The organism is Nocardia amikacinitolerans NBRC 108937, from assembly GCF_001612615.1.
GTDB lineage: Bacteria > Actinomycetota > Actinomycetes > Mycobacteriales > Mycobacteriaceae > Nocardia > Nocardia amikacinitolerans.
In genome coordinates, this window is record NZ_BDAU01000030.1 from 206,976 (window position 1) to 233,473 (window position 26,498).

Here is a 26,498-nt window from a genome sequence, read left to right on the forward strand (position 1 = left end):
TGCGCGGCACCTTCCACACACCTTTCACACGCCTCACATAGGCGATGGCTATGTGAGGCGTGTGAAAGGTATGTGCCATCGAAACCCCACCACCTTTCGCACTGCTCAGCGGGATTGCGACGATGCGCGTCGTGATACGGAGACTGTCAGTGGAGTGCGCCTCGCCAGTCCAGGTCACCGAATTGGGAAGGGGGAGCGCCGAACATGGCGCGGCAGACGCGGGTCAGGTGTGCGCTGTCGGCGAAGCCCGCTCCGTGCGCGACCTCGGTGAGTGTGTGGCCCGCGGCGAGCAGTTCGACGGCGCGCTGCACACGGAGCCAGCGCAGGTACGGGCGGAACGGCAAGCCGAGTTCGGCCGAGAAGACATGCGCCAGACGGCTTTCCGACAGATGGACGGCACGAGCCAAGTCGGCCAACCGAACCGGTCCCTCGGCGATTCGCTCCGGCAACATTCGCAGCACCTTCGCCACCGCCGGATGGCGCACCCCCTCGCCCGCGCCGACACGCAACCACTCCGCCTCCGACCCCGACTCGAGCGCCGACCGCACCCAACCGACGAAGGCGGCCGCTTCCTCGGTGAGCGGCACCCGCGACGGTTCCCCAGCGTCCGCCTCGCCGGAGGACGACTCACCAATCCTCGCCTCACCGGACGACGGCTCACCGGTACCCGCCTCACCCGACGACGGCTCACCGGTACCCGCCTCACCCGACGACAGCTCACGAGCGCCGCACTCACCGGGTGACCGTTCACCCGCATCCGGTTCGCTGGGCCAGCATCCCGCCACATGCCGCACCGCATCCGACCCGACCTCGCCAAACCGCGAAGACCCAGCAGCCGATTCGCCAGGTGACACTTCACCAGATCCCCGCGGCGACACCTCCGCACCAGCACCCGCCTGACCGGGTGACCGTTCACCAGCACCCGGTTCGCCGAGCGACCATTCGGCAGCATCTGATTCGGCGGGCCAGGGTTCGCCTGAGCACTGCTCCGGCCGTAGCCAGGGTGCGGCGGCGTCCAACCCCAATTCCACTGCCGCGCGAGCCCATCCGCGCACCGACTCGCGTGGTCGCGCCACAGCCGCCCACCGCGCACCCGGTGCCGACTCCGGATCCAGATGCACCACCGCTCCATGCGGCGCACCGCGGATCACCGCGTGGGCGACGTCAGGCGGGACTACCGCCGCGCGGCAGACCACCTGCTGCCCCGTGGCGTCGGCGAGCACCATGTTCGCGTCGGAGACGATGATCTGCACGGAGTGGTGCGCGTGCAAGGCTGCGGTGCCGATCCGGCCGACGATCACCAGTCGCCCAGGGCTGAGCGCGGCGATGCCCCGCCAGCGCCGTGTATCACCGCCATCCGCCATCTCCCCGGAGTCACCCGCGTCCACTCACCGACCGTACGGGACCGACGGCGCGATCCGTACGGTCGACGTCCAAGTGGCCCGTACGCTCGGCAGTCACGCAACCCGCACACACGGCGCCCACACGACCCGCACGCACGGCAGTCACGCAACCCGCACACACGGCGCCCACACGAACCGCACACTCAGCGCCCACACGACCCGTGCGCTCGGCAGTCACGCAAGCCGCACACTCGGCGATCAAGCGACCCCGCTCGGCGCCCACACCTGCGCACTCGGCGTCCGCGCGACCCGTACGGTCGGCGCCCACCCAACCCGCACGCTCAGCGCCCACCCAACCCGCACACTCGGCAGCCACACAACTCGCACACTCGGCAGCCACACAACCCGCACACTCGGCAGCCACACAACCCGCACACTCAGCGATCAAGCGACCCGCACACTCGGCGCCCACACGACCCACACGCTCAGCGATCAAGCGACCCGCACACTCGGCGCCCACACGACCCACACGCTCAGCGATCAAGCGACCCACACACTCAGCGCCCACACCCGCACACTCAACGCCCACACGACCCGCACGCTCGGCAGTCACGCAGCCCGCACGCTCGGCGATCAAGCGACCCCGCTCGGCGCCCACACCCGCACGCTCGGCGCCCACGCAACCCGCACACACTCGGCGTCCGCGCGACCCATACGCTCAGTGTCCACGCGAGGAGCGCCGTCGGAGCGGCATTCGCAGAGAAGCCGAGCAGGCTACGCGCCCGGCGTGACACCTATGCCACGGGCCCCGGGTGGACGACGTCCTCCCGGGGCCCGCGACATTCCGCCTACTTCCTCCGCTCGCGCTTCTCCCGCACGCGCACCGAGATCCGCACCGGCGACCCGTCGAAACCGAATTCCTCGCGCAGGCGGCGTTCCAGGAAGCGACGGTAGCCCGCCTCCAGGAAGCCGGTGGTGAACAGCACGAAGGTCGGTGGCCGGGTGGAGGCCTGCGTCGCGAAGAGGATGCGCGGCAGCCGACCGCCGCGCATCGGCGGCGGCGTGGCGGCGACGACTTCCTTGAGCCAGGTGTTCAGCCGGCCGGTGGGAATGCGCTTGTCCCAGGATTCCAGCGCGGTCTCCATGGCGGGCACCAGCTTCTGCACGGCGCGGCCGGTGTGCGCGGAGATGTTGACGCGCTGGGCCCACGGCACGCGCACCAGTTCGCGATCGACTTCCTTCTCCAGCTGGAGGCGGCGGTCCTCGTCGACCAGGTCCCATTTGTTGAAGGCGAGCACCAGCGCCCGTCCGGAGTCGGCGACCAGGCTGATCACCCGCAGGTCCTGCTCGGTGATCGGCTGCGAGGCGTCGATCAGCATGATCGCCACCTCGGAGGCCTCCAGCGCCGACTTGGTGCGCAGCGAGGCGTAGAACTCGGTGCCGCTGGCGTTGGAGACCTTCCTGCGCAGGCCCGCGGTGTCGACGAACTTCCAGATCTTGCCGCCCAGTTCGACGAGCGAGTCGACCGGGTCGACGGTGGTGCCCGCGACATCGTGCACCACCGAGCGCTCCTCGTCGGAGAGCTTGTTGAGCAGGCTGGACTTGCCGACGTTGGGCTTGCCGACCAGTGCGACGCGGCGCGGTCCTGCGCCGCCGGTACCCTCGCGCGGCGTCTCGGGCAGCACGGCGAGCACGTCGTCGAGCAGGTCGCCGGTGCCGCGGCCGTGCGCGGCGGAGACCATGCGCGGCTCACCGAGCCCCAACGACCACAGCGCCGCGGCCTCGGACTCGACGCGCTGGTCGTCGACCTTGTTGGCGACCAGGATGACCGGGATCTTCGACCGGCGCAGCTTCTTCACCGCGGCCTCGTCGGTCGCGGTCGCGCCGACGGTCGCGTCGACCACGAGGAGGATCGCGTCGGCGGTCGCCATGGCCACCTCGGCCTGACGCGCGACATGCTGTTGCAGACCCTTGGCGTCGGGCTCCCAGCCGCCGGTGTCCTGCACCAGGAATCGCCGACCGGCCCAGCTCGCCTCGTAGGAAATGCGGTCGCGGGTGACGCCGGGGATGTCCTCGACGACCGCCTCGCGGCGGCCGAGGATCCGGTTCACCAGCGTGGACTTGCCCACGTTCGGACGCCCGACCACCGCGAGCGTCGGCATGGCGAGATGCTCCTCGCCCTCCTGCTCACCCTCGAGATCGGCGATCTCCCAGTCGGTTTCGTCGCTCCATACGCCGTCACCGGCCAGTACGTCCTCGGTCACCGATTCCCTCCCGTTGTCGAAATCTGCTGCGCGACAACGCGGTACAGCTCGTCGATGACCTCGTCCATGTTCAGCTCGCTGGTGTCCACGAGCACCGCGTCCGCGGCGGGACGCAGCGGGGAGACCTTGCGGGTGGAGTCGAGGTTGTCGCGACGCTGCACGTCGGCGAGCACGGCCGCGTAGTCGTCGCCGCGGCCTTCCCGGATGTTCTGCTGGTTGCGCCGTTCGGCGCGCGCCTCCGCGGAGGCGGTCAGATAGATCTTGGCGTCCGCGTCGGGCAGCACGACGGTGCCGATGTCGCGGCCCTCCACGACGATGCGCTGCGCCGTCGCGGTGATCTCGCGCTGCAACGCGACGAGCAGCTCGCGCACCTCGGCCACTGCGGACACCGCCGAGACCGCCTTGGTGACGGCGTCGCCGCGGATCTCGGCGGAAACGTCCTCGCCGTCGAGCTCGATCACCTCGTGGCTGGGATCGGTGCCGATCGTCAACGGCAGCTCCTTGACCGCGGCGCCGATCGCCGCGCTGTCGGTGAGCTCGATGCCCGTCCGCAGCACCCGCAGGGTGGCGACCCGGTACATGGCGCCGGTGTCGAGGTAGCGGGCGCCGAGCCGGGTGGCGAGGCGCCGGGAGACGCTGGACTTACCGGTGCCCGAAGGCCCGTCCATGGCGACCACCAGCGGAGCCTGCCCGGCCAGCGCGCCGGGAACCTCGACCGGAATCTCCACACCGTTCACAACGACACCGCCTCGTAGAGTTTGCCGATTTCATCGCGACCGAGGACACGCAGCGTGCCCGGCCGTTGATCGCCCAGCGCCACCGGGCCGATATGGGTGCGCACCAGCCGGGTCACCGGATGGCCGACCGCGTCGAGCAGACGGCGCACGATGTGCTTGCGCCCTTCGTGCAACACGATCTTCACCAGCGAGCGTCCCTCGCCGAGTTCGAGCACCTGGAAGCGGTCCACCTTGGCCGGGCCGTCCTCGAGCTCGACGCCGTCGCGCAGCCGCTTGCCGATGATCTTGTTGTTGACCTCGCCGTTGACCGTCGCGAGGTAGGTCTTGGACACCTCGAAGGAGGGGTGCATGAGCCGGTGCGCCAGGTCGCCGTCGTTGGTCAGCAGCAGCAGGCCCTCGGTGTCGGCGTCCAGCCGTCCGACATGGAACAGCCGCTGTCCGGCCGCGATCCGCTCGGCGACGATATCGCCGACACACGGCCTGCCGAGATCGTCGGACATAGTGGACTGCCAGCCCTTGGGCTTGTTCAGGGCGACGTGCACGAGTTCGTCGCGGACAACGACGCGGGTTCCGTCGACCCGGACCACCGCCGTCTGCGGGTCGATGCGCAGGCCTTGCTCGCGCACGATCGCGCCGTCGACCTCGACGCGGCCCTGGTCGATCATCTCCTCGGCCGCGCGCCGCGAAGCCACGCCCGCCTTGGCGAGCACCTTCTGCAACCGCTCGCCCTCGCCCCACGGCAGCTTGACGGGGCCCTCGGTGTGCGCGGGCTCGACGTTCTGGCGGCGGGCCGGCTTGGCGTTGCTCAGCAGCGGCTGCGCCGGGATCTGGCGCTGCGGCTTGGGATTCTTCGACTTGCGTGCGGCCGGAGTCTTGGACCCGGTTTGACCCCACGAGGACCGCTGCGCCGAAGCGCCATGGCCGGAGCCGCCGCGGTCGAAGCCGCGCTGGGCCGAACCGCCCTGGGCGGAACCACGCTGGGCCGAACCCCCTTGCGCGGAACCACGCTGAGCCGAACCGCCGCGCTGGGGCGAATTACGCTGGCCCGAACCGCCCTGGCCCGAGCCCCGCTGGAATTCACCGCCCCTGCTCGAACCGCCGGTGCCGCGGCGCGCACCGCCGCTCTCGTCCGACCCCCACGGCGTGGCCGCGCGGGAGGTGCCTCCCCGCTGGGCGGCCCTCGCGCCGCGAGCGCCTACGTTGCGGCTCGCGCCGCCCCTGGCGGGCTGGCCGCTTGTCTTCCTACGATCCGGTGTGCCATCTCGGCGAGCGGAAGTATTCATCTGTCCTGTCAATCCTCGGTGCCGAGATCCAGGTCGGCCTCGGCGGGTTTCTTCAGCCTGGTGTAACGGGGGTCCGTTTCCAGGCTCTCGTTGATCTCATCGATCAGGTCGACGCCCGGGAGCAGGGGCGCCAGCGGTGGCAGGTCGGACAGCGAGGCAAGTCCGATCCGTTCCAGGAACAGTTCGGTCGTGCAGTACTGCGTGCCGTTCGTCTCCGGGTCGACCCCGGCCTCGGCGATCAGCCCGCGGGCGAGCAGCGTGCGCATCACGCCGTCGACGTTCACGCCGCGAACGGCGCTCACCCTGGTCCTGGTCACCGGTTGGCGGTAGGCCACCACCGCCAATGTCTCCAACGCCGCCCGCGTCAATTTGGTCCTGGCGCCGTCGAGCAGTACGCGCTCCACATACGGTGCGTACTCGCTGCGAGTATAGAAGCGCCACCCGTCGCCGACGAAACGCAGATCGATGCCGCTGCCGCGCGCGGTCAGCTCCGCCGACATCGCGCGCAAGACCGCCTCCACCCGTTCGGTGGTGTCGTCCAGGGCCGCGGCCAGCTGTTCTACCGGGGCGGGAGCGTCGACGACGAGCAGCATCGCCTCGAGCGCGGAGCGGAATTCGGCGTCGTCGAGGGTCTCGGGGGTGAACCCCGCCACTGCTTCCGCGCGAGCGGCGCCCGACGTGTTTTCCGCCACGTCCGGTACTCGCACCACCGCATCCGCCGCCCCGGGCGCTCCGGTGTCCTCGGCATCCGCCGCGCTCGCCTGGAAACTCGGTGCTGCGGTGTCCTCGGTGTCGGCAACGGCCAAATCGCCGTCCATGGCGGCGGCTTCGTCGGCCGCAATGTTGGCGGCCGTGGTGTCGATGGTCGAGTCCGTCACCCGTAGTCCTCCTCGATCGTCACGGCCTGCGCCGGTGCTCCGTCCTCTGGGTCGCCGATCCAGCTGATCGCGAGCGGGCCGAGCGGATCGGGCTGGTCGAACTCGATGGTCTTGCCCCGGTACAGCTCGAGCAGCGCGAGGAAGCGCGCCACGATCTGCACCGGCACCTCACAGTCGGCGACCAGCTCGGCGAACGTCGTCCACCCGCCCGCGCCGCGCGTCTTCAGTCGTTCCAGCACCAGCGCGGCCTGCTCGGCGACCGAGATCGCGTGCGCGTGCAGGTGGTCCAGCCCGACCTTCGGCGTCGGGCGCGGACGGAACGCCGCGGCGGCGATATCGGCGAATCCGGCCGCGTCGACTCCCAGCGTAACCTCGGGCAGCAGACCGGCGAACCGTTCCTCCAAGCCGACCGAGCGCGGATAGCGCCGCAGCGCGACCGCCTCCAGCTCGCCGAGCAACTCGGCGACCTGCTTGAACGCCCGATACTGGAGCAGCCGGGCGAACAGCAGGTCGCGCGCCTCCAGCAGCTCGAGATCCTCGGCGTCGGTGACTTCACCGGAGGGCAGCAGCCGCGCGGCCTTCAGGTCGAGCAGGGTCGCGGCGACGACCAGGAATTCGGTGGTCTGATCGAGGATCTTGTCCGCGCGCAGCCCGCTCTGCTCGTTCATGCTCGCGGTCAACGCCTTGGTGTAGGCGATGAACTCGTCGGTGACCTGATGCAACGCCACCTCGGTGACGTCCAGCTTGCGCGAGCTGATCAGGGTGAGCAGCAGATCGAACGGCCCCTCGAAATTGCTGAGCTTGAGGCGGAATCCGGTTTCGGTCTGCTCGCTGGGTTCGGCATCGCCCGGCGCCGCCGCATCGTCCTGCGTCGCGCCCTCGCGCGGAGTCGTCGAATCGCCATGCGTCGTCGGATCGCGCGGCTCCGCGACATCGCCCGAGTTCACCGCACCACCAGGCTCGCCCGGTGCCGCCGGATCGCCGGACGTCGCCGAATCGCGGGGCGCCGCGGCATCGCCCGAGGTCACCGCATCGCCCGATTCCGCGATCGCTCGCGGCTCACTCGAATCGCCCCGCGCTTCGACAACGTGCGGGCCGATCGTCTGCGTGGTCGTCCTCTGTCGTGCGGGGTCGGTTGCGTCGCTCACCGGCCGGACCGGTGGATGACTTCCCGCGCCATCGACCGATATGCTTCGGCACCACCGGATTTCGGCGCCCACGTGGTAATGGGTTCACCGGCCACGCTGGCGTCCGGGAAACGGACGGTGCGCGCGATGGCCGTGTCGTAGACCAGATCGCCGAAGACCTCGACGACGCGCGCCATCACCTGGCGCGAATGTAGTAGGCGGGCATCGAACATGGTGACCACGATGCCGTACAGGCTCAGCCGCGGGTTCAGCCGGTCGCGCACCTTCTCCACGGTGTCGTTGAGCAGCGCGAGCCCGCGCAGCGAGAAGTACTCGCACTCCATCGGAATGATGACGCCGTCGGAGCAGGCCAGCGCGTTGACGGTGAGCAGGCCGAGCGAGGGCTGGCAGTCGATGAGGATGTAGTCGTAGCGGTCGCGCACGGGTTCCAGTGCGCGGCCGAGGGTTTGTTCCCTGCCGACCTCGTTGACGAGCTGGATCTCCGCGGCCGACAGATCGATGTTGCTCGGCAGCAGGTCCATGTTCTCGACCTTGGTCCGCATCAGCACGTCGTCGATGGAGGTGCGGCTGCCGACGAGCAGGTTGTGCACCGTGAGGTCGAGATCGTGGTGGGCCACACCGAGTCCGGCCGAGAGCGCGCCCTGCGGATCCAGATCGACCAGCAGCACGCGGCGGCCGTACTCGGCAAGTGCCGCGCCGAGATTGATGGTGGAGGTCGTCTTGCCGACCCCGCCCTTCTGGTTGCACATGGCCACGATGAGCGCCTCGCCGTGCCGGGCGACCGGCGGCGGGTCGGGCACCAGGCGCAGTGGGCGTCCGGTCGGTCCCAGTTCCGGGCTGTCCGGAACGGGCTCGGCTCCGCTGCCCCACAGCGTTTCCGCCGCGGCGTCCGAGTACCCGTCCGACCGGGGCCCCGTAAGCGGCTGCGCCCCAGCACCCATCGGCGGCTCCGCCGCGCCGGCTGTCGTCACGATCCGCTGCTCCTTAGACGTTCCCTGCCCGTTGCCTCGCCGAGCCTAGCGAGGCCGATCAGGCCCGACCTCGCTTTCGTACGGTCCAGCTCTCGGTAGACGCTACCGCTTGACCGCGCGAGACCCGCGCTCGGACACGCGACACCCGCGTTGCTGTCGCGATGCTCTCCCACCCCGACTCGCCGCACGTGTCGCGACCGAGCTGCCGGAAGCACTTCGATTTCGGACGATACCCGCTGTCCGGGTCGGCGACGAGCGATCGACGCCGATGCGCGCGGCTCAGCGGGCGCGCGGATGGGCGGTCGCCCACACCTCGCGCAGCGTGTTCACGGTGACCAGCGTGTAGATCTGGGTGGTGGTGACCGAGGCGTGGCCGAGCAGTTCCTGCACCACGCGCACGTCGGCGCCGCCGTCGAGCAGGTGCGTCGCGAACGAGTGCCGCAAGGTGTGCGGCGAGACGGCCGCGCCGATTCCCGCGCGTTCGGCGGCGGTTTGCAGGACTTGCCAAGCACTCTGACGCGACAGCCGCCCGCCGCGCGCGTTCAGGAACAACGCGCCCGCGGCGTTCTTGCCCGCGGCGGCCAGCGTCGGACGCCCGCGCACCAGATAGGCCTCCACCGCGGACAGCGCGGGTCGGCCGATCGGCACCATGCGTTGTTTGCCGCCCTTGCCGCGCAGGACGACAGCGCGGTCCTCGGTGTCGAGATCGTCGACGTCGAGGCCGACCATCTCGGAGATGCGCGCGCCCGTGGAGTAGAGCAGTTCCAGCAGGGCGCGGTCGCGCAACCCGCGCGGTCCGCCGTCGACCGCGTTCTCGTCCGCGATGGCGCCGCCCGCCGCCTCCAGCAGACGCAGCACCTTGTCGTAGGGCAGCGCTTTGGGCAGCCGCCTGCCCGGCGCGGGCGGCTTCACCGCGTGCGCGACGTCGGTCCTGGTGAGGCCCTCGGCCGCGGCGAAGCGGTGCAGTCCGCGCACCGCGATCAACGCGCGCGCCACCGAACTCGCGGCCAGCGGCGGATGCTGTTCACCGCCCGAGCGCAGGGCGACGGTGAAGTCGGCGACATCGGATTCCGCCACCCGATCCAATTCCGTGACACCGCGCCCGATCAGGAAATCGCGATAGCGCTCGAGATCGCGGCGATAGGCGCCGAGGGTGTTGCGCGCGGCTCCGCGCTCGACCGCGAGATGGTCGAGGTAGGAGTCGATCTCGCGCGCAACCACCCTGGAATACTGTCAGGTTTCCTGCGGTGGCGCCGCTTTACGCCGCAGCAGCGCGGTGGGTTGCCCCGGCCACGGCGCATCGGCGGGTCGCAGCGGCGTGTCGCCGGATCGCGCCGCGACGAGGGCGAGCACGCCTGCCACCGCGGTGGCGTTGGTGATCTCCCCGGCCAGCGCCGCGCGCACCGCCTCGGTGACCGGCATGCGGACCAATTCCAGGTCCGCCTCTTCGAACTCCGGGTCCGGCCGCTCGGTGTCGTACAGCCCGCTTGCCAGGTAGACCCGCAGCGCCTCGTCGGTGAAGCCCGGCGAGAGCGCCACGTCGACGAGCACCGCCCACTCCCGCGCGGCGAGCCCGGTCTCCTCGGCGAGCTCGCGCTTGGCGGCTTCGAGCGGATCCTCGCCGGGAATGTCGAGCAGTCCCGCGGGCAGCTCGAGCAGCCGGGCGCCGAGCGGGTGCCGGTACTGGCGGATCAGCACGATGTTGTCGTCGTCATCGATCGCGGCCACCGCGACGGCGGCGTGGTGCTCGACGACCTCGCGTTCGACCACGTGCCCGCCTGGCATCGCCACCCGATCCTGGCGCAGCGCCAGGATCGCCCCGGTGTACAGCGTCTTGCTCGCGACGGTCTCGAAATCGTGACGGCCCGGCACATCTCCCCCTCTGTCGCTCATTCGATGCCTATTCCGCGTTCGCCAGTTCCTCGCCGGGGATGTCCACCGGAAGTCGTTCGGCCAGCTTGTATTTCAGCGCCGCCGCGATGAGCGCCGCGAACAACGGGTGCGGGCGGGTCGGGCGGCTCTTGAGCTCCGGGTGCGCCTGGGTCGCGACGAAGAACGGGTGCACGTCGGCGGGCAGCTCGACGAACTCGACCAGGTGTCCGTCGGGCGAGGTGCCGCTGAACTTCAGACCGCTGGAGGCGACCTTGTCGCGGTAGGCGTTGTTCACCTCGTAGCGGTGCCGGTGCCGCTCGGACACGTGCTCGGCGCCGTAGGCCTGCGCGACGACCGAACCCTTGGTCAGGGTGGCCGGGTACGCGCCGAGGCGCATGGTGCCGCCGAGATCGGCCTCGCCCGCGACGGCCTGCTCCTGGTCGGCCATGGTGGAGATGACCGGATGCGGGGTGTCGGGCTCGAACTCGGCGGAGTTGGCCTCGGTCAGGCCGACCGAGCGGGCCGCCTCGATCACCACGCACTGCAGCCCGAGGCACAGCCCGAGCAGCGGGATCTTCCTGGACTTGGCAAAGCGGATGGCGCCGACCTTGCCCTCGATACCGCGGATACCGAAGCCGCCGGGGATCAGCACCGCGTCCACGTCACGCAGCGCGGCCGCCGCGCCGGACTCGGTCTCGCATTCGTCGGACGGCACCCAGCGGATCTTCACCTTGGCGCGCGAGGCGAATCCGCCGGCGCGCAGTGCCTCGGTCACCGACAGGTAGGCGTCGGGCAGGTCGACGTACTTGCCGACCAGCGCGACCTCGACCTCCTCGCGCGGCGAGTGCACGCGATCGAGCAGGTCGCCCCACACGGTCCAGTCCACGTCGCGGAACGGCAGACCGAGCCTGCGCACCACGTACGCGTCAAGGCCCTCGCGGTGCAGCACCTTCGGGATGTCGTAGATGGAGGGCGCGTCGGGGGTGGAGATGCAGGCGTCCACGTCGACGTCGCACATGAGCGCGATCTTGCTCTTGAGCGCCTGCGGCACCTCGCGGTCGCAGCGCAGGATCAGCGCGTCGGGCTGGATACCGATGTTGCGCAGCGCGGCCACCGAGTGCTGGGTCGGCTTGGTCTTCAGCTCACCAGAGGGCGCCAGGTACGGCACCAGCGAGACGTGCAGGAAGAAGACGTTGTCGCGACCCACGTCGTGGCGGATCTGCCGGGCGGCCTCGAGGAACGGCTGCGACTCGATGTCGCCGACGGTGCCGCCGATCTCGGTGATCACCACGTCAGGGGTCTGCCCCTGCAGATCGGGTCCGCTCATCGCGAGGATGCGGCTCTTGATCTCGTCGGTGATGTGCGGGATCACCTGCACCGTGTCGCCCAGGTACTCGCCGCGGCGCTCCTTGGCGATGACCGACGAATAGATTTGCCCCGTGGTCACATTCGCGTCGCGGGACAGGTCCCGGTCGAGGAACCGCTCGTAGTGGCCGACGTCGAGATCGGTCTCGGCGCCGTCCTCCGTCACGAACACCTCTCCGTGCTGGAACGGATTCATGGTGCCCGGATCGACGTTCAGATAGGGGTCGAGTTTCTGCATGGTGACGCGCAGACCGCGCGCCGTCAGCAGCTGACCGAGGCTGGAAGCGGTAAGGCCTTTACCCAATGAGGAGGCGACACCACCGCTGACGAAGATGTGTTTGGTAGCGGTTCGCGTCTGAATCCGTGTTTGACCCACGGGTCTTCACGGTAACACGTCCAGGCCCGGTGAAACGAACGCCACGCACGTTTGCTGACCGATCGCCAGAAGTCGGTCAGAGCGCCGGGTCTTCGACTATGAGCGGGATCGCCCGGCGTCGGCCGCACGTACCGAGGGATAGCGGCGGTCCGCGGGCTCAGCGCGGCAGCGCGGCGAGGGTGAGCGAGGTCGCCTTCGCACCGGTGCCGTATCGCCCCGCGCCGCCGTTGAGCTGCTCGGTGAGCCCGAGCACGGCGGTGACCCTGCCGATCTCCCGATCCAGATTGTCGACGGTGGTCAGGGTGGTGGCCAGTGTCGCGTCGGACCTGGCGGACGCGATCGGGCCCGCGCCCTCGGCCGCGCCGGAACGGCCCGCGAGCACGACGCCCGCGCCGCGCCCGCGCAGTCCGCCCGCGAACCGGGCCAGATTCGAACCTTGGCTGTTCTCCTCGGCTTTCGCGCCGTTGCCGGTCACCACCACCGCGAGCTGCGCGGGCTGCACCGGGGTGTCGCCGTAGGCGAGGAAGCCGCCGCCGCGCAGGGTCTCCAGCACCAGGCTCAGCTCCTGCGGGGTGCTGCGCGGTTGCGCGTTGGCCGGATCGAGCAGCAGCACCAGACCGAGCAGATCGCCCGCCATGCTGCCCTGATCGACGCCGCCGGTGCGCAGCTGCGCGCCCGCCGGGATGACGTTGGTGATCGCGGTGCGCAGCCGGTCGCCCTCGGTCGCGTCGGTGAACGCGTCGGTCAGCGCGATCCGGCCTGCCACGGTCGCGCCCGCGGTCTGCATGCCCTTCGACACCGCCTCGACGTCGGCGGCGTCCGCGTCCGGAGTGGTGAAGACCACGACCGAGCGACCACCGAGCGCGCCGCCGAGAATGCGGTCGGCGGAGCCCGCGATGAACCGGTCGGCGGCGTCGAGCTGGTCGGTGAGATGGCGGTTCTGTGCGCCGAGCGCGTCGACCTGCTGACGCAGCTCGGTCTTGTCCGCGCGCAGTCCGGACAGCAGGTCGGCGGCGAGCGTCTGCGAGCCGAGCACCACGCCGATGGCGAGTGCGAGGAAGACGGCCACGAGGGATGTCGCGTGCTGGCGCAGTGAGATCATTACCGCCCCTGAGTGTTCGACAAGTCTTGTAGGAGGCCCTCGGCTCGGATCGTGAGGCGGTTCCAGGTGGCCACGCCCCAGTCGAGCAGTTCGCCGCCGGAGTTGGAGGCGAGCAGCACCACGATGACCGCGATCAGCGCGGCAAGCACCACCATCGCGATCGCCACGCCCGACACCCGGTTGCGGTACAGGGTGGCGACGGCCTTGGCGTCCATCAGCTTGGTGCCGAGCTTGAGTCTGGTCAGGAAGGTGGCCGGGTTGCTGTCGCGGCGGCCGCGGTCGAAGAAGTCGTCCAGCGAGGCCGCCGCGCCGACGGTCACGATCAGCGCGGCGCCGTGGTGATGGGCCAGCAGCAGGGCGAGGTCGGCGGGCGAGCCGGAGGACGGGAAGGTGGTCGCGCCGATGCCCAGATCCTGGATGCGTTCCAGACCCTTGGCGTGGCCGTCGGTGTCGGCGGGCAGGATGACCTCCGCGCCGCACTTCATGGTCGCCGAGGTGATCTCCTCCGGATCGCCGACGATCAGATCGGGCTTGTATCCCTGCTTCATCAGGGTGTCCGCGCCGCGGCCGACGCCGACCATGATCGGCGCGTACTCCTTGACGAACGGCTTGAGCCGCTTCAGGTCGTCGACGTGGTCGGGGCCGTCGGCCACCACGACCACGTGTCTGCGCTTCATGTCGAGATCCAGCTCCGGAACCCCGATGCCGTCGATGAGCAGCGCGCTCTCGGTGCGGACGAACTCGATGGTGTTGCCCGCGAAGGCCTCGAGGTGATCGGCCAGGCCGTTGCGCGCCTCGATCATCCGCTCCGCGACCGCGGCCTCGGTGAGCTCGATGGCCTCGACCAGGACCTCCGGCTCCTTCTTGGTCAGCTTGTCCGCGTAGACGACGCCACCGTCGATGCGGACCCGGCTGCCGTCCTTGATCTTGGTGAAGGCGTCGGAGCTGACGGTGTCCAGCAGCGGAATGCCGTTGGCCACCAACACTTCCGGACCGAGGTTGGGATAGCGGCCGGAGATCGAGGGTGAGGTGTTGATCACCGCGGCCACCCCCGCTTGCACCAGCCGATCGGCGGTGATCCGATCCAGGTCCATCTCGTCGAGTACGACGACATCGCCGGGACCGACCCGCCGCAGCAGGCGCCGGGTGTTGCGATCCACCCGGGCCGTCCCGGTCAGACCGGGCAGCGTTTCGGTGTTCTTCGACAACAACGCCAGCATCCTCATGGCCCGATGATGGCCGCAAACCCTCAACCACTGGTGGAGGCGCGCCGGAACCACGCGCCCCATTCGTCACAGTGATACAAGCCAGTCCCATAATCGAACCGACCGGACCGTTGTCTTCACGCTCCAGACGGGCAGCGCGTCGACGTGGGCCACCGATGTGTTCGCGCGCCGCGACGGCCGCTGCTGTGTCTGCTCACCCAACTCACCGACGCCGCCCGATGCGGCCTCGAAAGGGTCGGCGGCGCAGCGCCTTCGGCGGTGAGTGTCGCTGACATGAGGATGAGCTTTCGCGACATTGGCCACGTGCGGCGCCGCTCGTAACGTCGCCGGCATGACTTTGCAGCTCGGCGTCATCCTGCCCACCTCGTCCCCCGATCCCGAACACCCGATCCTCGGCGACGTCCGCGCGGCCGCGCGATCGGCCGAAGCGGCGGGTCTCGAATCGGTATGGGCCGCCGATCATTTGGTGGCCAGCGGCCCGATTCTGGACAGCACGGTGGTGCTCGCCACGGCGGCCGCGGCGACCCACCGCGTGCGCGTCGGCTACGGGGTGCTGCTGCTGGCCATGCGCCCGGTCACCTGGGCGGCCAGGCAGGTCGGCGCGTTGCAGTACGTGTCGGAGAACCGCCTGTTGCTCGGCGTCGGCACCGGCAATCCGGCACACGGCGACGTCGGTTGGCGCGCGGCGGGCGCGTCCTTCGCCGACCGAGGCCGACGCACCGACGAGGCGCTGCGCCTCCTCCCCGACCTGGTCGCCGGGAAACGGGTAACGCTCACCGACGGAACGGAGCTCGCCCTCGCCCCCGTCGCGACGATGCCACCCGTCCTGGTCGCGGGCGACGGTCCACGCGCCCGACGGCGGGCGGCCGAATACGCCGACGGCTGGATCACGATCGGCGCGAGTCCCGCCCAGATCTCCGCGAGCGCGCGCGAATTATCCACGCTCGCCGAAGGATTCGGCCGCCGCGCGCCGACGATCACAGTGGTCGCCCCGCCGCTGCCCACCGCCACCGCGCAAGCCGCCGACCAACTGGCCGAATACGCCACCGCAGGCGCCGAACGGGTGATCCTCGCGCCTTCGCCCACGGGGTGGGAGGCGAGTTACGAGTTCGCCGCCGAACTCCAGCAGACACTGTGAACCTCCGAAATCGGCCCGTGAGCACTCCGCGGCCCGGCTGAGCCCGACGCGCCTGGGCGGCTACCGTTTCGAGATCGACGCCTGCATCGCCAACGACTGAGGTCGAGGCGGCAATTCCGTGTCATCGTCACCGCCACTCGAGCGACTCGGCTACATTGGAGCGACTTCTCACTGCCGAGCACGTTCGCGGCGTAGCCGCAGCGGCGGCGACGGCACGGCAGGCACCCGGGCAGAGAGGATCGACCGATGGCCACCGAATCCCGTTCGTTCTTGTCGCGGATCTCGCCCACGCAGTGGGCCGCACTGGCTCTGACGGTGCTCGCGGTGGTGTTCGTCTTCGAGAACCGCACCAAGGTGACGATCGAATTCCTGCTGATCAGCGTGCAATCGCCGATGTGGCTGATCCTGCTCGTCATGTTCGCCGTCGGCTGGATCGCCGGCGTGCTGACCATGCGCAAGCGGCGCTAGCTCAGGCGCTCGGTTCCAGCACGATCTTCACCGCACCGTCGGACTTCTGCTGGAACATCGCGTAGGCCTCGGGCGCGGCGGACAGTGGAAGACGGTGCGTGGCAAAGGATTCCACGCCGAGTGGATCGCCGTCCACCAGCAGCGGCATGATGTCGTCGACCCAGCGGGTGACGTTGGCCTGGCCCATCCGCAGCTGGATCTGCTTGTCGAAAAGCACCCGCATCGGTATCGGATCGACCATCCCGCCGTACACGCCGACCAGCGAGATCGTCCCGCCCCTGCGCACGATGTCGATCGCCGAGTGCAGCGCGGCGAGACGATCGATGCCCGCGTTGTCCATCAGCTTTTGCGCCACGGCGTCCGGCAGGTAGGCCGCGGAGCGCTGGGCGATCGAGGCGAACGGCGAGCCGTGCGCCTCCATCCCGACAGCGTCGATCACCGCGTCGGTGCCTCGGCCCTCGGTCAGCGCCCTGATCACGTCGCCGAGCGGCTGACCGACCGCCTCGAAGTCGAGCACCTCGATACCGCGCGCGGCGACCCGCGCCAAGCGCTCGGGCACGCGATCGACGCCGATCACGCGGTAACCGTGCTGCGCCGCGACCCGGCACGCCATATCACCGATCGGGCCGAGGCCGAGCACGGTGACCGAACCCCCGTCCGGCACCCCGGCGTACTCGACGGCCTGCCACGCCGTGGGCAGCACGTCGGAAAGGTAGAGGAAGCGGTCGTCACCGGGACCTTCGGGCACCTTGATGTGCGTGTGGTCGGCGTACGGCACACGCAGATACTCGGCCTGCCCGCCCGGCACCTGGCCGTAGAGCTTGGAATAGCCGAACAATGCGGCGCCGCTGCCGTAGTCGCGGACCTGCGTGGTCTCGCACTGGGTCGGCAGACCCGCCGCGCACATCACGCAGCGACCGCAGCTGATCTGGAAGGGCACCACCACCCGGTCGCCCCTGGACAGAGCGGTCACCTCCGAGCCGACCTCCTCGACGATGCCCATCGGCTCGTGCCCGAGCACGTCGCCTTCGCTCATGTACGCGCCGAGCACTTCGTAGAGGTGCAGATCGGAACCGCAGATGCCCGAGGACGTCACCCGCACGATCGCGTCCGTGGGCGATTCGATGCGCGGATCCGGCACGGAATCGACCGATATCTTGCGCCTGCCCTGCCACGTCACGGCCTTCATGCGGTCTCCTCGCCGAGTGTTCGAATACCGGCGGCCCTGACGCGCCGTCGGACCAAGTCTTTGTCGAGGCCGGAAGCGCGCTCCGGCCTGCCTATCTCGAAATCAGGCGCTCCGACGCGAGTGCTGTCGCAGACGGCCCGCCCCGGTCTTCGAACGACCGAGCCGGGCCGCCTACCGAAACTCCTCGGCGGCCGGACCGCGTCAGTCGGCGTCGTCGAGCGAGGTCACGCCCGTGACGACGGTGATGGCGAACGACTGGGTGTTGAGGCATCCCGCGGTCACCGTGCTGCCCGCGGCGAACCCGCCGCGGCTCTCTCCGGCGCGCGCCATGTCGAAGCGGCTCCCCGCCTCCTCGGCCGAGCCGACGAGCACGCATGTCCACTGCTCACCCGCCGGGTTGCTGCCGACCGCGATGCTGCCTTCCTCCGCGGTGTCGGCGGTGAGCGTCGGGGCCGCGGCGGCGAGCCCGCCGCCGAGCACGACCGCCGAGGCGGCGGCCGCGGTGATGAACGCCAAGCGAAGACCCGTTCGGAACATCGTCGTCCTCCTGAAGTTCGACTGTCGATGTACCCGCAGTTGCCCGTCAGCGCGCGCCGAAACCGAATCGACGGAATGTGACCGCGCCTACACGGCACTCCGGGGCGTGACGTGGTACCTATACACTTCCGTCACAGACAGCTCGAAGAGGAGACACGCATGGCCACCAGCACCGTCGACGCCGTAATCCCCGCCCCGCGCGAGGCCGTCTACAAGTTCTTCGCCGAACGGGACGGCATCAACGGCCACCTGCCCGGCGTGCAGTTCACCCTGAAGAAGCCGGGTTCTCCGACGCCCTCCGGCGTGGGCGCTCAGTACGTGGTAGGCCGCGGCAGCCTCGGCTTCATCGAGGAGACCACCAAGCTGGTGCCCGGCGAGCGGATGGAATACAAGATCGTCAAGGGCGTCCCGGTGAAGCGCCACGTCGGCATCGTGACCTTCGCCGACGCCGACTGCGGCACCCGGGTGACGTACACGATGGAATCGGAACCGAGCCTTCCGGTGCCCGCCAAGGCAGTCGAGGCCGGCCTGCGGGTCCTGATCAACCAGTTCATCAAGGGCGCGCAGAAGGCGTTCCGCTGACCCGTACGTGACGAGGCCCTCGCTCCGAAGCGATTCGGGGCGAGGGCCTTTCGCGTTTCCGAGAACTCAGGCGGTGGCGCGCTCCGCGCGGGCGGTCTCCAAGAGTTCCTCGGCGTGCGCGCGACCGGTCTCGGTGTCGTCCAGACCGGCGAGCATGCGGGCCAGCTCGATGACCCGCTCGTCCTTGGTGAGCGCACGGACACCGCTGTTGACCTTGCCCTTGCCGTCGTCGGACTTGTCCACCACCAGATGCGTGTCGGCGAACGCCGCGACCTGGGGCAGGTGGGTCACCACGATGACCTGGTGGGTGCGCGCGAGCCTGGCCAGCCTGCGGCCGATCTCCACCGCGGCCCGGCCGCCGACACCGGCGTCGACCTCGTCGAACACCATCGTCGCGCCGTGATCGGAACTGGCGAGCACCACCTCGAGCGCGAGCATCACCCGCGACAGCTCGCCACCGGATGCGCTCTTGCTCAGCGGCAGCGACTGCGCGCCCGAATGCGCGGAGAGCCGGAACTCGACCTCGTCCACACCGGACGAACCCGCGTGCAGTTCGGTGCCGTCGACGGTCAACGGCGCGGAATCCTGAGCCCCCGCGGGCACCGGGCGCACCTCGACCTCCAGCCGCGCCTTCCCCATCGCCAGACCGCCGAGCTCGGCGCTGACCGCCGCCGCCAGCTTGCCCGCCGCCTTGGTACGGGCCGCGGTGAGCTTGCGAGCCGCCGCGCGCACGCGTTCGGCGGCGATGTCGACCTCCGCGGCCAGCTTGGTGAGCGCCTCCTCGGAGACGTCCAGCGAATCCAGCCGGGCGCGCGCCTCGTCGGCCCACGCGATGACGCCGTCGATGTCGGGCGCGTACTTACGTGTCAGGCTCTTGAGTTCGGCCTGCCTGGTCAGCAGCGAATCGAGCGCGCCGGGATCCGACGGCAGATCGGAGAGGTAGCCGCTGAGGTCGGTGGTCAGGTCGACGACCACCGCGATGGCCTCACCGAGCCGGGGCGCGAGCGCGGACAGCGCCGGGTCGTCGGCCGATTCCAGCCGCGAGCGCGCGGCGCCGAGCAATTCCAGTGCGCCGGAACCGTCTTCGGGCGCGTCGGCCGGACCGGCCAGCGCGTCGTGGGCGGTCGCCGCGGCCTCGCGCAGCGAATCCAGGTCGCTGAGCCTGCGCACCTCGCCGACGATCCGCACGTCCTCGCCGGGTTCCGGTGCGATGGCGTCGATCTCGGCGAGCGAGTGCTTGAGCCGATCGGCCTCCAGCGCCAATTCCCTGCTGCGCGCGGTGCGTTCGAGCAGTTCGTTGCGTGCGTCCAGCCAGGAGCGGCGGTGCACCTGATACTTGCGCAGCAGCGGGCCGACGGTCTCGGACGCGAATTGGTCGAGCGCGTTGAGCTGCTGTTCCGGGCGTTGCAGGCGCAGTTGGTCGTTCTGGCCGTGCACGGTCAACAGCGGCGCGGTGAAATCAGCCAGCACCGAGGCGGGCACGCCGCGCCCGCCGAGGTGCGCGCGGGAGCGTCCGTCGCTGCCGACCGTGCGGATCGCGATGATGCTGCCGTCGTCGTCGGCTTCTGCCGCCGCCGACTCCAGCACCTGTCCGACCTCGGTGCGGGCGGCCTCGTTCACGTCCTCGACGGTGAACCGGCCCTCCACCACCGCGCGCGCCGCGCCGAGCCGCACCCGGCCCGCGTCGGCGCGGGCCCCGCTCAGCAGATGCAGGCTGGTCACCACCATGGTCTTGCCCGCGCCGGTCTCACCGGTCAGGACGGTGAGACCCTCGTGGAACTGCGCCGTGGCCGTGGAAATGACGCCGAGGCTGTCAATCCTGATCTCTGTCAGCACGTGTGCTCTCCGTTCGCCGTCGGCCTCGCCAGCCGGTCACAGGCAACTGGAACTTGCGCACCATCCGGTCCGCGAACGGCGCGGAGTCCAACCGCACCCAGCGCACCGGCTCGGCGCCGCGGACGGCCTCGACGCGGCCGCCCTTCGGCAGCGCCATGGTGCGCCTGCCGTCCAGGAAAACTATCGCATCGTGGCCCGTGGCAACGGATTCCACCGCGATCCTGGACTCCGGGCTGGTCACCAGAGGCCGGGCGAACAGCGCGTGCGCGTTGCTCGGGATCACCAGCAGCGCCTCCAGCTCCGGCCACACCACCGGCCCGCCCGCCGAGAAAGCGTAGGCCGTGGAACCGGTCGGTGTGGAGAGCAGGATGCCGTCGCAGCCGAACGCCGAGACGGGACGCCCGTCGACCTCGAGCACCACCTCCAACACGCCCATCCGCGAAGCGTTCTCGATGCTTGCCTCGTTCAACGCCCAGCCGGTCTCCACCACCTCGTCGTCCACCCGGACCGACAGGTCGATCGTCATCCGGTGTTCGATGCGGTAGTCGCCGCGCACCACCTGGCCCAATGCCTCGTCCAGGTGCTCGGCCTCGGCCTCGGTGAGAAAACCGATGCGGCCCAGGTTGATTCCCAGCACCGGCACCGACGCGGGACGCGCCAGTTCGGCGGCGCGCAGGAACGTGCCGTCGCCGCCGAGCACCAGCACCATCTCGCAGCCGACCGCGGCGTCCGGGCCGTGCTCGACCACCCGCACCGGATAGCCGCCCGGGGCCGCGAGGGCCACCGCGTCCGGCCCGGCCTCGACGTCGAAGCGGGTGCTGTCGGCCTCGTCGTCCAGAACCCGCAGCCCGATTCCCGCCTCGGTGAAGATCTTCGCCACCCGGTGGGCGGTCTCGATGATCTCGGCCCGGCCCGGATGCGAGACGAGCAGGATCTCCCGGCCGCCGGATACCGGCGCCACCGCGTTCACTGTGGACCCTCCTCAACCGCACGCTCGACGAGAGCAGCGACCTGTTCCGCGTCGTATTCGAACTGCCCGTCCTTGCGCAGCCACAAAAAGTATTCGACATTGCCCGACGGACCCGGCAGCGGGCTGGCCACCGCGCCGAGCGTGCGCAGCCCGTGCTCGGCAGCCGCCGCGGCGACCGTCCGCACGGCCTCCGCGCGCAACGCCGGATCACGCACCACGCCGCCGGAGCCGACCCTTTCCTTGCCCACCTCGAACTGCGGTTTCACCATGGGCAGCAGGTCGGCGCCGTCGGCGGCGCAGGCGGCGAGTGCGGGAAGCACCAGGCCGAGCGAGATGAAGGACAGGTCACCGACGACGAGTTCGACCGTGCCGTCGATGAGTTCGGGTGTCAGGTTGCGGACGTTGGTGCGGTCGTACACGCGCACCCGGTCGTCGTTCTGCAACCGCCAGATCAGCTGGCCGTACCCGACGTCGACGGCCACCACCTCGCGCGCGCCCCTGCTGAGCAGCACGTCGGTGAACCCGCCGGTGGACGCGCCCGCGTCGAGACAGCGCTTGCCAGCGACACGCACGCCCTCGGCCTCGAAACGCTCCAGCGCGCCGAGGAGTTTGTGCGCACCGCGCGACGCCCACTGCACCTCGTCGGGTTCCTCCCGCACCAGCAGCGGGGTGCCCGCCTCCACCGCGGTCGCCGGTTTCGTGGCGACCGATCCAGCAATCAGGACCCGACCCGCGCCGATCAGCTCGACCGCGTGCTCCCGCGATCGCGCCAACCCGCGGCGAACGAGTTCGGCGTCCACTCGCGCCCGCCTGGCCACCTCAGATCTTGTCCACCGTAGCCAGGGCCTGGACCAGCACGTCGTGTGCCTGCTCCAGGATGCGCGCGCGCCGGGTGATGTCGACGCCGGATTCCGCGCTCTCCGCTGCCGCCCCGAAGGCGGCGCCGCGCGCGTCGAGCTCGGCGAGCAGGCTGTCGATCTCGCTGCGGATCCGGTCCGGGTCGGCGGGCTCCGGGCGGCCCTGCGCGCCGGGCAGATGCCTGCCGGGCAGCGGGATGCCGGGGCGGGGCGCGTTCGGTCCGGGACCGGGCACGCCGGGTCCCTGCGGGCGGGGCGTCGGAGTAGTCATCGTGCTGCCAACGCTATCGGATTTCCGAACCGGACGCGCGCACCGTCACCGCCCGACCGGGGTTGCGACGGAGCCGCTCGGACAGGTCGTCGGTCGAGTCGTCGTCGACCGGCGGATGGTTCAACGCGTCCAGCGAATCCGCGACGTAGGTGGGGATGCGGGCCTCGGGTGCGGCGCGCAGCTCGTCCAGGGTGCTCACGCCGGTCAGCACGAGCAGCGATTCGAGTCCGACGCGCTGCGCGCCCTCGATGTCGGTGTCCATCCGATCGCCGACGACCAGCGCGCTGCGGGTTCCCGCGCGCACCAGCGCGTCCTCCAGCAGCGGCGCGTACGGCTTGCCCGCGACGATCGGCTCGCGGTCCGACGCGGCGCGCAGCGCGGCGACCATCGCGCCGTTGCCCGGTGCGAGACCGCGCTCGTTCGGCAGCGTCTTGTCGGTGTTGGCCGCCACCCAGAGCGCGTCGGCGCGCAGCGCGTAGGCGGCCTCGGCCAGATCCGGCCAAGCGGTCTGCGGGGAATGCCCCTGCACCACGGCGGCGGGCACGGTCCCGTCGAACCGGCGGATGCCGCGCAGGCCGACCGCGTCGACCTCGGCGACCAGATCGTCGGTGCCGACGACGAGCACTTCGGCGCCGGGACGTAGGCGTTCGGCAAGCAGCCGCGCGGCCGCCTGGGCGCTGGTCACCACGTCCTCGGCGGTCGCGGGGAAGCCCAGGTCCGCCAGATGCTCGGCTACGACCTCAGGGCCGCGGCTGGCGTTGTTGGTCACGTACACGAGCCGCTGCTCCGACTCGCCGTTGCCCGCCAACGCTTCCGGCGCACCCTCGATCACCGCGGGACCGCGGTACAGCGTGCCGTCCAGGTCCAGCAGCAGGGCTTCGTAGCGATCTCGTAGCCGCTTCACACCACTCTCACTTCGTGTCACCCTCCGGCGCCGTGCCGAATTCCGTGCGCGGCGAGCAGTAGTCGGGTCGCGGCGCGCTCACGGCCCGATCTCCGCGGCCGAGTCGCCGTGCACGCCCGCCGATCCGAGCCGCCTCGACAACACGCCGAGACCTAAGACCCTACGTCAGGCGGCCGACAGGTACGGCATCGCGTTGCCGACTCCACAGCCACCCGCGGTGGCCTCGTCGCTCGGTGGAACCCCGGTTCCGGCCGTCTACCCGAGCCCGAAACCCGTTCCGCGCCCACGCTTCACAGTCGGTTACGAACGCTGACGCGGGGTGCTGAAGGGTGGTCCCGGCGATCCCGCACACGATCGTGCCGCCGCTTCAGGGACAACGAGCAGACCGCTGCTCATCAGCGCAACCTCGGACCGACACCGGCCGACAGCTCACAGCGGCGGCCGAGCGTCTCAGGGGCCGATGCGCCTTGTTCGTTCGTGACCGACGCGCGGTGTAGACCTCGAGTAACGCAGTTCGATCCCACTCAGGCGCGCCCGGACGGACACCTCACAGCGACATCCGAGTGTCTCAGCGGCGGGCGCGTCCAACACTCACGACGTCCGCGGGGTCTGACCAACCGCTGCATTCACCGAATCAGGCACGAGATGCGAGCCCGGATCGCCGGCGTCGACGGTTCGTCGTCGCGCATGCCGGACCGCCTCCGACCTCGACGACGACCTGGGACTTCCATCCACCAACACTCGTGCCTATCTGCGCGGCGAGGCCTTCGCTGATTCGGCGATCGAACAATCGCAGAGTCGGGACGGTGAGACAGCCCGGCGATCGCCGGTCCGCGGTCGCCGGGCTCGACTCGAACTACAGGTCGGTGTCGCCGGTCAGTTCGTCGGCGCGTTCCTCGGCGTCGGTCTCGCCGTCGAGGTCGGCGGAGGCCGCGTTGAGGAACCAGGTCAGGCCCTCGTCGGTGCGGCCCGCGGCGACCAGGGCGTCGGCGTATGCGTAGAAGAGGCGCGCCGCGGCGGAACCGGTGCGCTCTGGGTCGAGGTCGGACGTTTGCAGCGTCACCACGGCCTGGTCGTACTGACCGAGATCCATGCGCGCGCCAGCCACGACGATGCGCAGCTCGGTGGCCTCGTCACCGCTCAGCGCGCGAGCCTCCTCGCTACGACCCAGCTCGATCGCGCGCTCGGGACGACCGAGACCGCGCTCGCAGTCGGCCATCACGGCGAGCAGACCGGAACCGCCGGACATGCGCCGCGCCGTGCGCAGCTCGGACAGCGCCTCCGCCCACTCACCCGCGTGGTACGCGACGACGCCAGCGGTCTCGCGCACGACCGCGATCCGGCCCGCGCGCTGTCTTGCCGCGCGTGCGTGCGCGAGCGCGAGGCGCGGATCGTCCTCGACGAGGCGGACCGCCATCACCAGGTGCCGCGCCACGGTCTCGGCGTTGCCCTTGTCCAGGCTCAGCAGATCGCGACGGATGGCGGTGTCGAGATCGGACGCCTGCACGTCCTCGGGCAGATCCGGTTCCTCGGGACGCGGCGGGCGCCGGTCCATGGACCGGCCGCCGCCGGCGCGAGCGCCCTCACCGCCGCGTCGACGATCCTGCTGTCCGCGGTCGTAATCGCCCGATTCGCTCCGGCGCTTGAACCCGCCGCTTTCGCCGCTCTCGCCGCGGTCGAAACCGCGATCCTCGGAATCCCCGCGACCGCCTTCGCGCCGTGGGTAATCGGGACGGTCACCACGCCGCTGGAAACCACCGCGCGCGCCGGAGTCACCGCGACGCTCGTATCCGCCACGCTCGCCCTCGCCGCGCCCGGAGAATCCCCGCCGTTCGCCGGAATCCCCGCCGCGATCAAAACCACCACGCTCACCGCGCGGCTTGAAGCCTCTGTCATCGGAGTCGCGCCGCGGCTTGAAACCACCGCGCTCACCGGAATCACCGCGCCGCTCGTACCCACCGCGCTCACCCGAGCCGCCGCGGCCGAAACCGCCGCGATCCTCGGAACTACCGCGCTGGTATCCACCACGCTCGGAACCGCCACGATCGAAACCACCGCGCTCGCCACCACCGCGGCTGAATCCACCACGCTCGCCCGAGCCACCGCGGCCGAAACCGCCGCGATCTTCGGAACCGCCACGCTGGTATCCACCACGCTCGGCACCGCCCCGCTCACCGGAATCGCCACGGTTGAAACCGCCACGGTCGCCGGACCCACCACGGTTGAAACCACCGCGTTCACCGGACCCACCACGGTTGAAACCACCGCGCTCGCCGGACCCACCACGGTTGAAACCACCGCGCTCGCCCGAGCCGCCGCGCTGGAATCCACCGCGCTCGCCCGAGCCGCCGCGGCCATAGCCGCCGCGATCCTCTGAACCGTCGCGTGGCTTGAAACCTTTGTCGTCGGAGTCGCGGCGCGGCTTGAAACCGCCGCGTTCGCCGGAGTCACCGCGGCGCTCGTAGCCGCCGCGTTCGCCCGATTCGCCCCGACGCTGGAAACCACCGCGCTCTTCGGAAGAACCGCGCGAACCGTAACCGCCGCGCTCGCCGGACTCCTCACCTCGCCGGAAACCGCCGCGACCTTCGGCGCCTTCGCGTCTTCCGGCACCACCACGGCCGCCGGAGTCCTCGCGGCGCTGGAAGCCGCCGCGTCCACCGGACTCACCGCGTTCACCGGACCCGCCCTTGCGGTCGAACCCGCCGCGCGAAGATCCGTAGGGGCCACCCGTGCCGCGGGACGGCCGGTCAGAACCGGCGTCGCGCTGACCGGAGGCGGAAGCGCTACGTCGGAATGGCTTCCGACCGTCGTTGTCTTCGGACACGGTGATCCCTCTCTAGGTTCCGCTGAGGTTGTTCAGGGCCCCATCAAATTGAATCACGTGCCGTCGGTGGGGCTCGGACTCGACGGCGCCAGGGGCGCGAAAGCGCCCCAAACGACGATAGGGGACCCAGAATTGGGTCCCCTATCGTGAAAGGATGTTCCGGCGGTGTCCTACTCTCCCACACCCTGTCGAGTGCAGTACCATCGGCGCAGGTGGCCTTAGCTTCCGGGTTCGGAATGGGACCGGGCGTTTCCCCACCGCTATAGCCGCCGTAACTCTATGAAACTATCCACACACCCCGTGAAACCCCGGTTGAGAGAATCTTCGAGGGCCCAGCCCTCGAACTCCCGAACCGAC

The 26,498-nt window shown here is 70.2% G+C and carries 22 protein-coding genes, 1 rRNA gene and 1 pseudogene; 3 read left to right on the forward strand and 21 right to left on the reverse strand.

Going from position 1 to position 26,498, the window contains the following annotated elements; translation table 11 throughout:
* Nucleotides 1–146: 146 nt before the first annotated feature.
* From NAM01S_RS36190 to steA, 12 genes are all read right to left on the reverse strand, one after another.
* Nucleotides 147–1,388, reverse strand: a complete 1,242-nt coding sequence (locus tag NAM01S_RS36190) for a helix-turn-helix domain-containing protein (protein WP_218018433.1) — start codon at nucleotides 1,386–1,388, stop codon at nucleotides 147–149.
* Between the two features lie 803 nt (nucleotides 1,389–2,191).
* Nucleotides 2,192–3,607, reverse strand: coding sequence for a ribosome biogenesis GTPase Der (der, locus tag NAM01S_RS22385; RefSeq protein ID WP_067788237.1), 1,416 nt, complete (start codon nucleotides 3,605–3,607; stop codon nucleotides 2,192–2,194).
* Nucleotides 3,604–4,275 carry a (d)CMP kinase gene (cmk, locus tag NAM01S_RS22390; protein ID WP_067788335.1) on the reverse strand — a complete coding sequence of 224 codons (672 nt, stop codon included), beginning with the start codon at nucleotides 4,273–4,275 and terminating at the stop codon, nucleotides 3,604–3,606. The genes der and cmk overlap by 4 nt, the downstream gene beginning before the upstream one ends.
* Nucleotides 4,276–4,340: 65 nt before the next feature.
* A complete protein-coding gene (locus NAM01S_RS35795; RefSeq protein WP_169810883.1) occupies nucleotides 4,341–5,627 on the reverse strand; it encodes a pseudouridine synthase in 1,287 nt (428 codons plus the stop codon).
* Nucleotides 5,628–5,635: 8 nt separating this feature from the next.
* Nucleotides 5,636–6,445 (reverse strand): SMC-Scp complex subunit ScpB, encoded by an 810-nt coding sequence (gene scpB, locus NAM01S_RS22400; protein WP_301318106.1) that lies wholly within the window; start codon nucleotides 6,443–6,445, stop codon nucleotides 5,636–5,638.
* Between the two features lie 56 nt (nucleotides 6,446–6,501).
* Entirely contained in the window at nucleotides 6,502–7,452 is a 951-nt protein-coding gene (locus tag NAM01S_RS22405; RefSeq protein ID WP_067788341.1) for a segregation and condensation protein A, read from the reverse strand.
* A gap of 197 nt (nucleotides 7,453–7,649) precedes the next feature.
* A complete protein-coding gene (locus NAM01S_RS22410; RefSeq protein WP_084483178.1) occupies nucleotides 7,650–8,594 on the reverse strand; it encodes a ParA family protein in 945 nt (314 codons plus the stop codon).
* Between the two features lie 309 nt (nucleotides 8,595–8,903).
* Nucleotides 8,904–9,845 carry a site-specific tyrosine recombinase XerD gene (xerD, locus tag NAM01S_RS22415; RefSeq protein ID WP_067788238.1) on the reverse strand — a complete coding sequence of 314 codons (942 nt, stop codon included), beginning with the start codon at nucleotides 9,843–9,845 and terminating at the stop codon, nucleotides 8,904–8,906.
* A gap of 12 nt (nucleotides 9,846–9,857) precedes the next feature.
* Entirely contained in the window at nucleotides 9,858–10,517 is a 660-nt protein-coding gene (locus tag NAM01S_RS22420) for an NUDIX domain-containing protein (RefSeq protein WP_067788240.1), read from the reverse strand.
* Between the two features lie 7 nt (nucleotides 10,518–10,524).
* Nucleotides 10,525–12,237 carry a CTP synthase gene (gene pyrG, locus NAM01S_RS22425; RefSeq protein ID WP_067788241.1) on the reverse strand — a complete coding sequence of 571 codons (1,713 nt, stop codon included), beginning with the start codon at nucleotides 12,235–12,237 and terminating at the stop codon, nucleotides 10,525–10,527.
* Nucleotides 12,238–12,394: 157 nt separating this feature from the next.
* Complete coding sequence (locus NAM01S_RS22430) at nucleotides 12,395–13,339, reverse strand: copper transporter (RefSeq protein ID WP_067788245.1); 945 nt, start codon at nucleotides 13,337–13,339, stop codon at nucleotides 12,395–12,397.
* Entirely contained in the window at nucleotides 13,339–14,565 is a 1,227-nt protein-coding gene (gene steA, locus NAM01S_RS22435; RefSeq protein ID WP_067788247.1) for a putative cytokinetic ring protein SteA, read from the reverse strand. Before steA ends, NAM01S_RS22430 begins: the two co-directional genes overlap by 1 nt.
* Nucleotides 14,566–14,896: 331 nt before the next feature.
* On the opposite strand from steA, the gene NAM01S_RS22440 reads away from it, so the two are divergent.
* Both NAM01S_RS22440 and NAM01S_RS22445 read left to right on the forward strand, forming a co-directional pair.
* Complete coding sequence (locus tag NAM01S_RS22440; RefSeq protein ID WP_067788249.1) at nucleotides 14,897–15,703, forward strand: LLM class flavin-dependent oxidoreductase; 807 nt, start codon at nucleotides 14,897–14,899, stop codon at nucleotides 15,701–15,703.
* A 246-nt stretch (nucleotides 15,704–15,949) separates the two neighbouring features.
* On the forward strand, nucleotides 15,950–16,171 hold the full coding sequence (locus NAM01S_RS22445; RefSeq protein WP_067788250.1) for a lipopolysaccharide assembly protein LapA domain-containing protein: 222 nt from the start codon (nucleotides 15,950–15,952) through the stop codon (nucleotides 16,169–16,171).
* Nucleotide 16,172: 1 nt separating this feature from the next.
* Here NAM01S_RS22445 and NAM01S_RS22450 read toward each other — a convergent pair whose 3' ends face one another.
* Both NAM01S_RS22450 and NAM01S_RS22455 read right to left on the reverse strand, forming a co-directional pair.
* Nucleotides 16,173–17,360 carry a zinc-dependent alcohol dehydrogenase gene (locus NAM01S_RS22450; RefSeq protein ID WP_067788251.1) on the reverse strand — a complete coding sequence of 396 codons (1,188 nt, stop codon included), beginning with the start codon at nucleotides 17,358–17,360 and terminating at the stop codon, nucleotides 16,173–16,175.
* Between the two features lie 201 nt (nucleotides 17,361–17,561).
* A complete protein-coding gene (locus tag NAM01S_RS22455; RefSeq protein WP_067788253.1) occupies nucleotides 17,562–17,897 on the reverse strand; it encodes a hypothetical protein in 336 nt (111 codons plus the stop codon).
* Nucleotides 17,898–18,056: 159 nt separating this feature from the next.
* Here NAM01S_RS22455 and NAM01S_RS22460 point away from each other — a divergent pair, with 159 nt between their 5' ends.
* Nucleotides 18,057–18,479: an SRPBCC family protein gene (locus NAM01S_RS22460; protein ID WP_067788255.1), complete on the forward strand. Its 423-nt coding sequence runs from the start codon at nucleotides 18,057–18,059 to the stop codon at nucleotides 18,477–18,479.
* Nucleotides 18,480–18,545: 66 nt separating this feature from the next.
* Here NAM01S_RS22460 and recN read toward each other — a convergent pair whose 3' ends face one another.
* The 7 genes and pseudogenes from recN to rrf form a co-directional block, all read right to left on the reverse strand.
* Nucleotides 18,546–20,315: a DNA repair protein RecN gene (recN, locus tag NAM01S_RS22465; RefSeq protein WP_067788258.1), complete on the reverse strand. Its 1,770-nt coding sequence runs from the start codon at nucleotides 20,313–20,315 to the stop codon at nucleotides 18,546–18,548.
* Nucleotides 20,293–21,285: an NAD kinase gene (locus NAM01S_RS22470; protein ID WP_067788260.1), complete on the reverse strand. Its 993-nt coding sequence runs from the start codon at nucleotides 21,283–21,285 to the stop codon at nucleotides 20,293–20,295. Before NAM01S_RS22470 ends, recN begins: the two co-directional genes overlap by 23 nt.
* Entirely contained in the window at nucleotides 21,282–22,103 is an 822-nt protein-coding gene (locus NAM01S_RS22475; protein ID WP_067788262.1) for a TlyA family RNA methyltransferase, read from the reverse strand. The genes NAM01S_RS22470 and NAM01S_RS22475 overlap by 4 nt, the downstream gene beginning before the upstream one ends.
* Nucleotide 22,104: 1 nt before the next feature.
* The gene (locus NAM01S_RS22480; RefSeq protein ID WP_084483179.1) at nucleotides 22,105–22,413 is read right to left on the reverse strand and encodes a hypothetical protein; all 309 of its coding nucleotides are present in this window, start codon (nucleotides 22,411–22,413) and stop codon (nucleotides 22,105–22,107) included.
* A 13-nt stretch (nucleotides 22,414–22,426) separates the two neighbouring features.
* Complete coding sequence (locus NAM01S_RS22485) at nucleotides 22,427–23,317, reverse strand: HAD-IIA family hydrolase (RefSeq protein ID WP_067788264.1); 891 nt, start codon at nucleotides 23,315–23,317, stop codon at nucleotides 22,427–22,429.
* 856 nt (nucleotides 23,318–24,173) lie between these two features.
* Nucleotides 24,174–25,220: pseudogene (locus NAM01S_RS36195) on the reverse strand (tetratricopeptide repeat protein); the annotation flags it as partial.
* A 1,078-nt stretch (nucleotides 25,221–26,298) separates the two neighbouring features.
* Nucleotides 26,299–26,415 (reverse strand): 5S ribosomal RNA (rrf, locus tag NAM01S_RS22495).
* Between the last annotated feature and the right edge of the window lie 83 nt (nucleotides 26,416–26,498).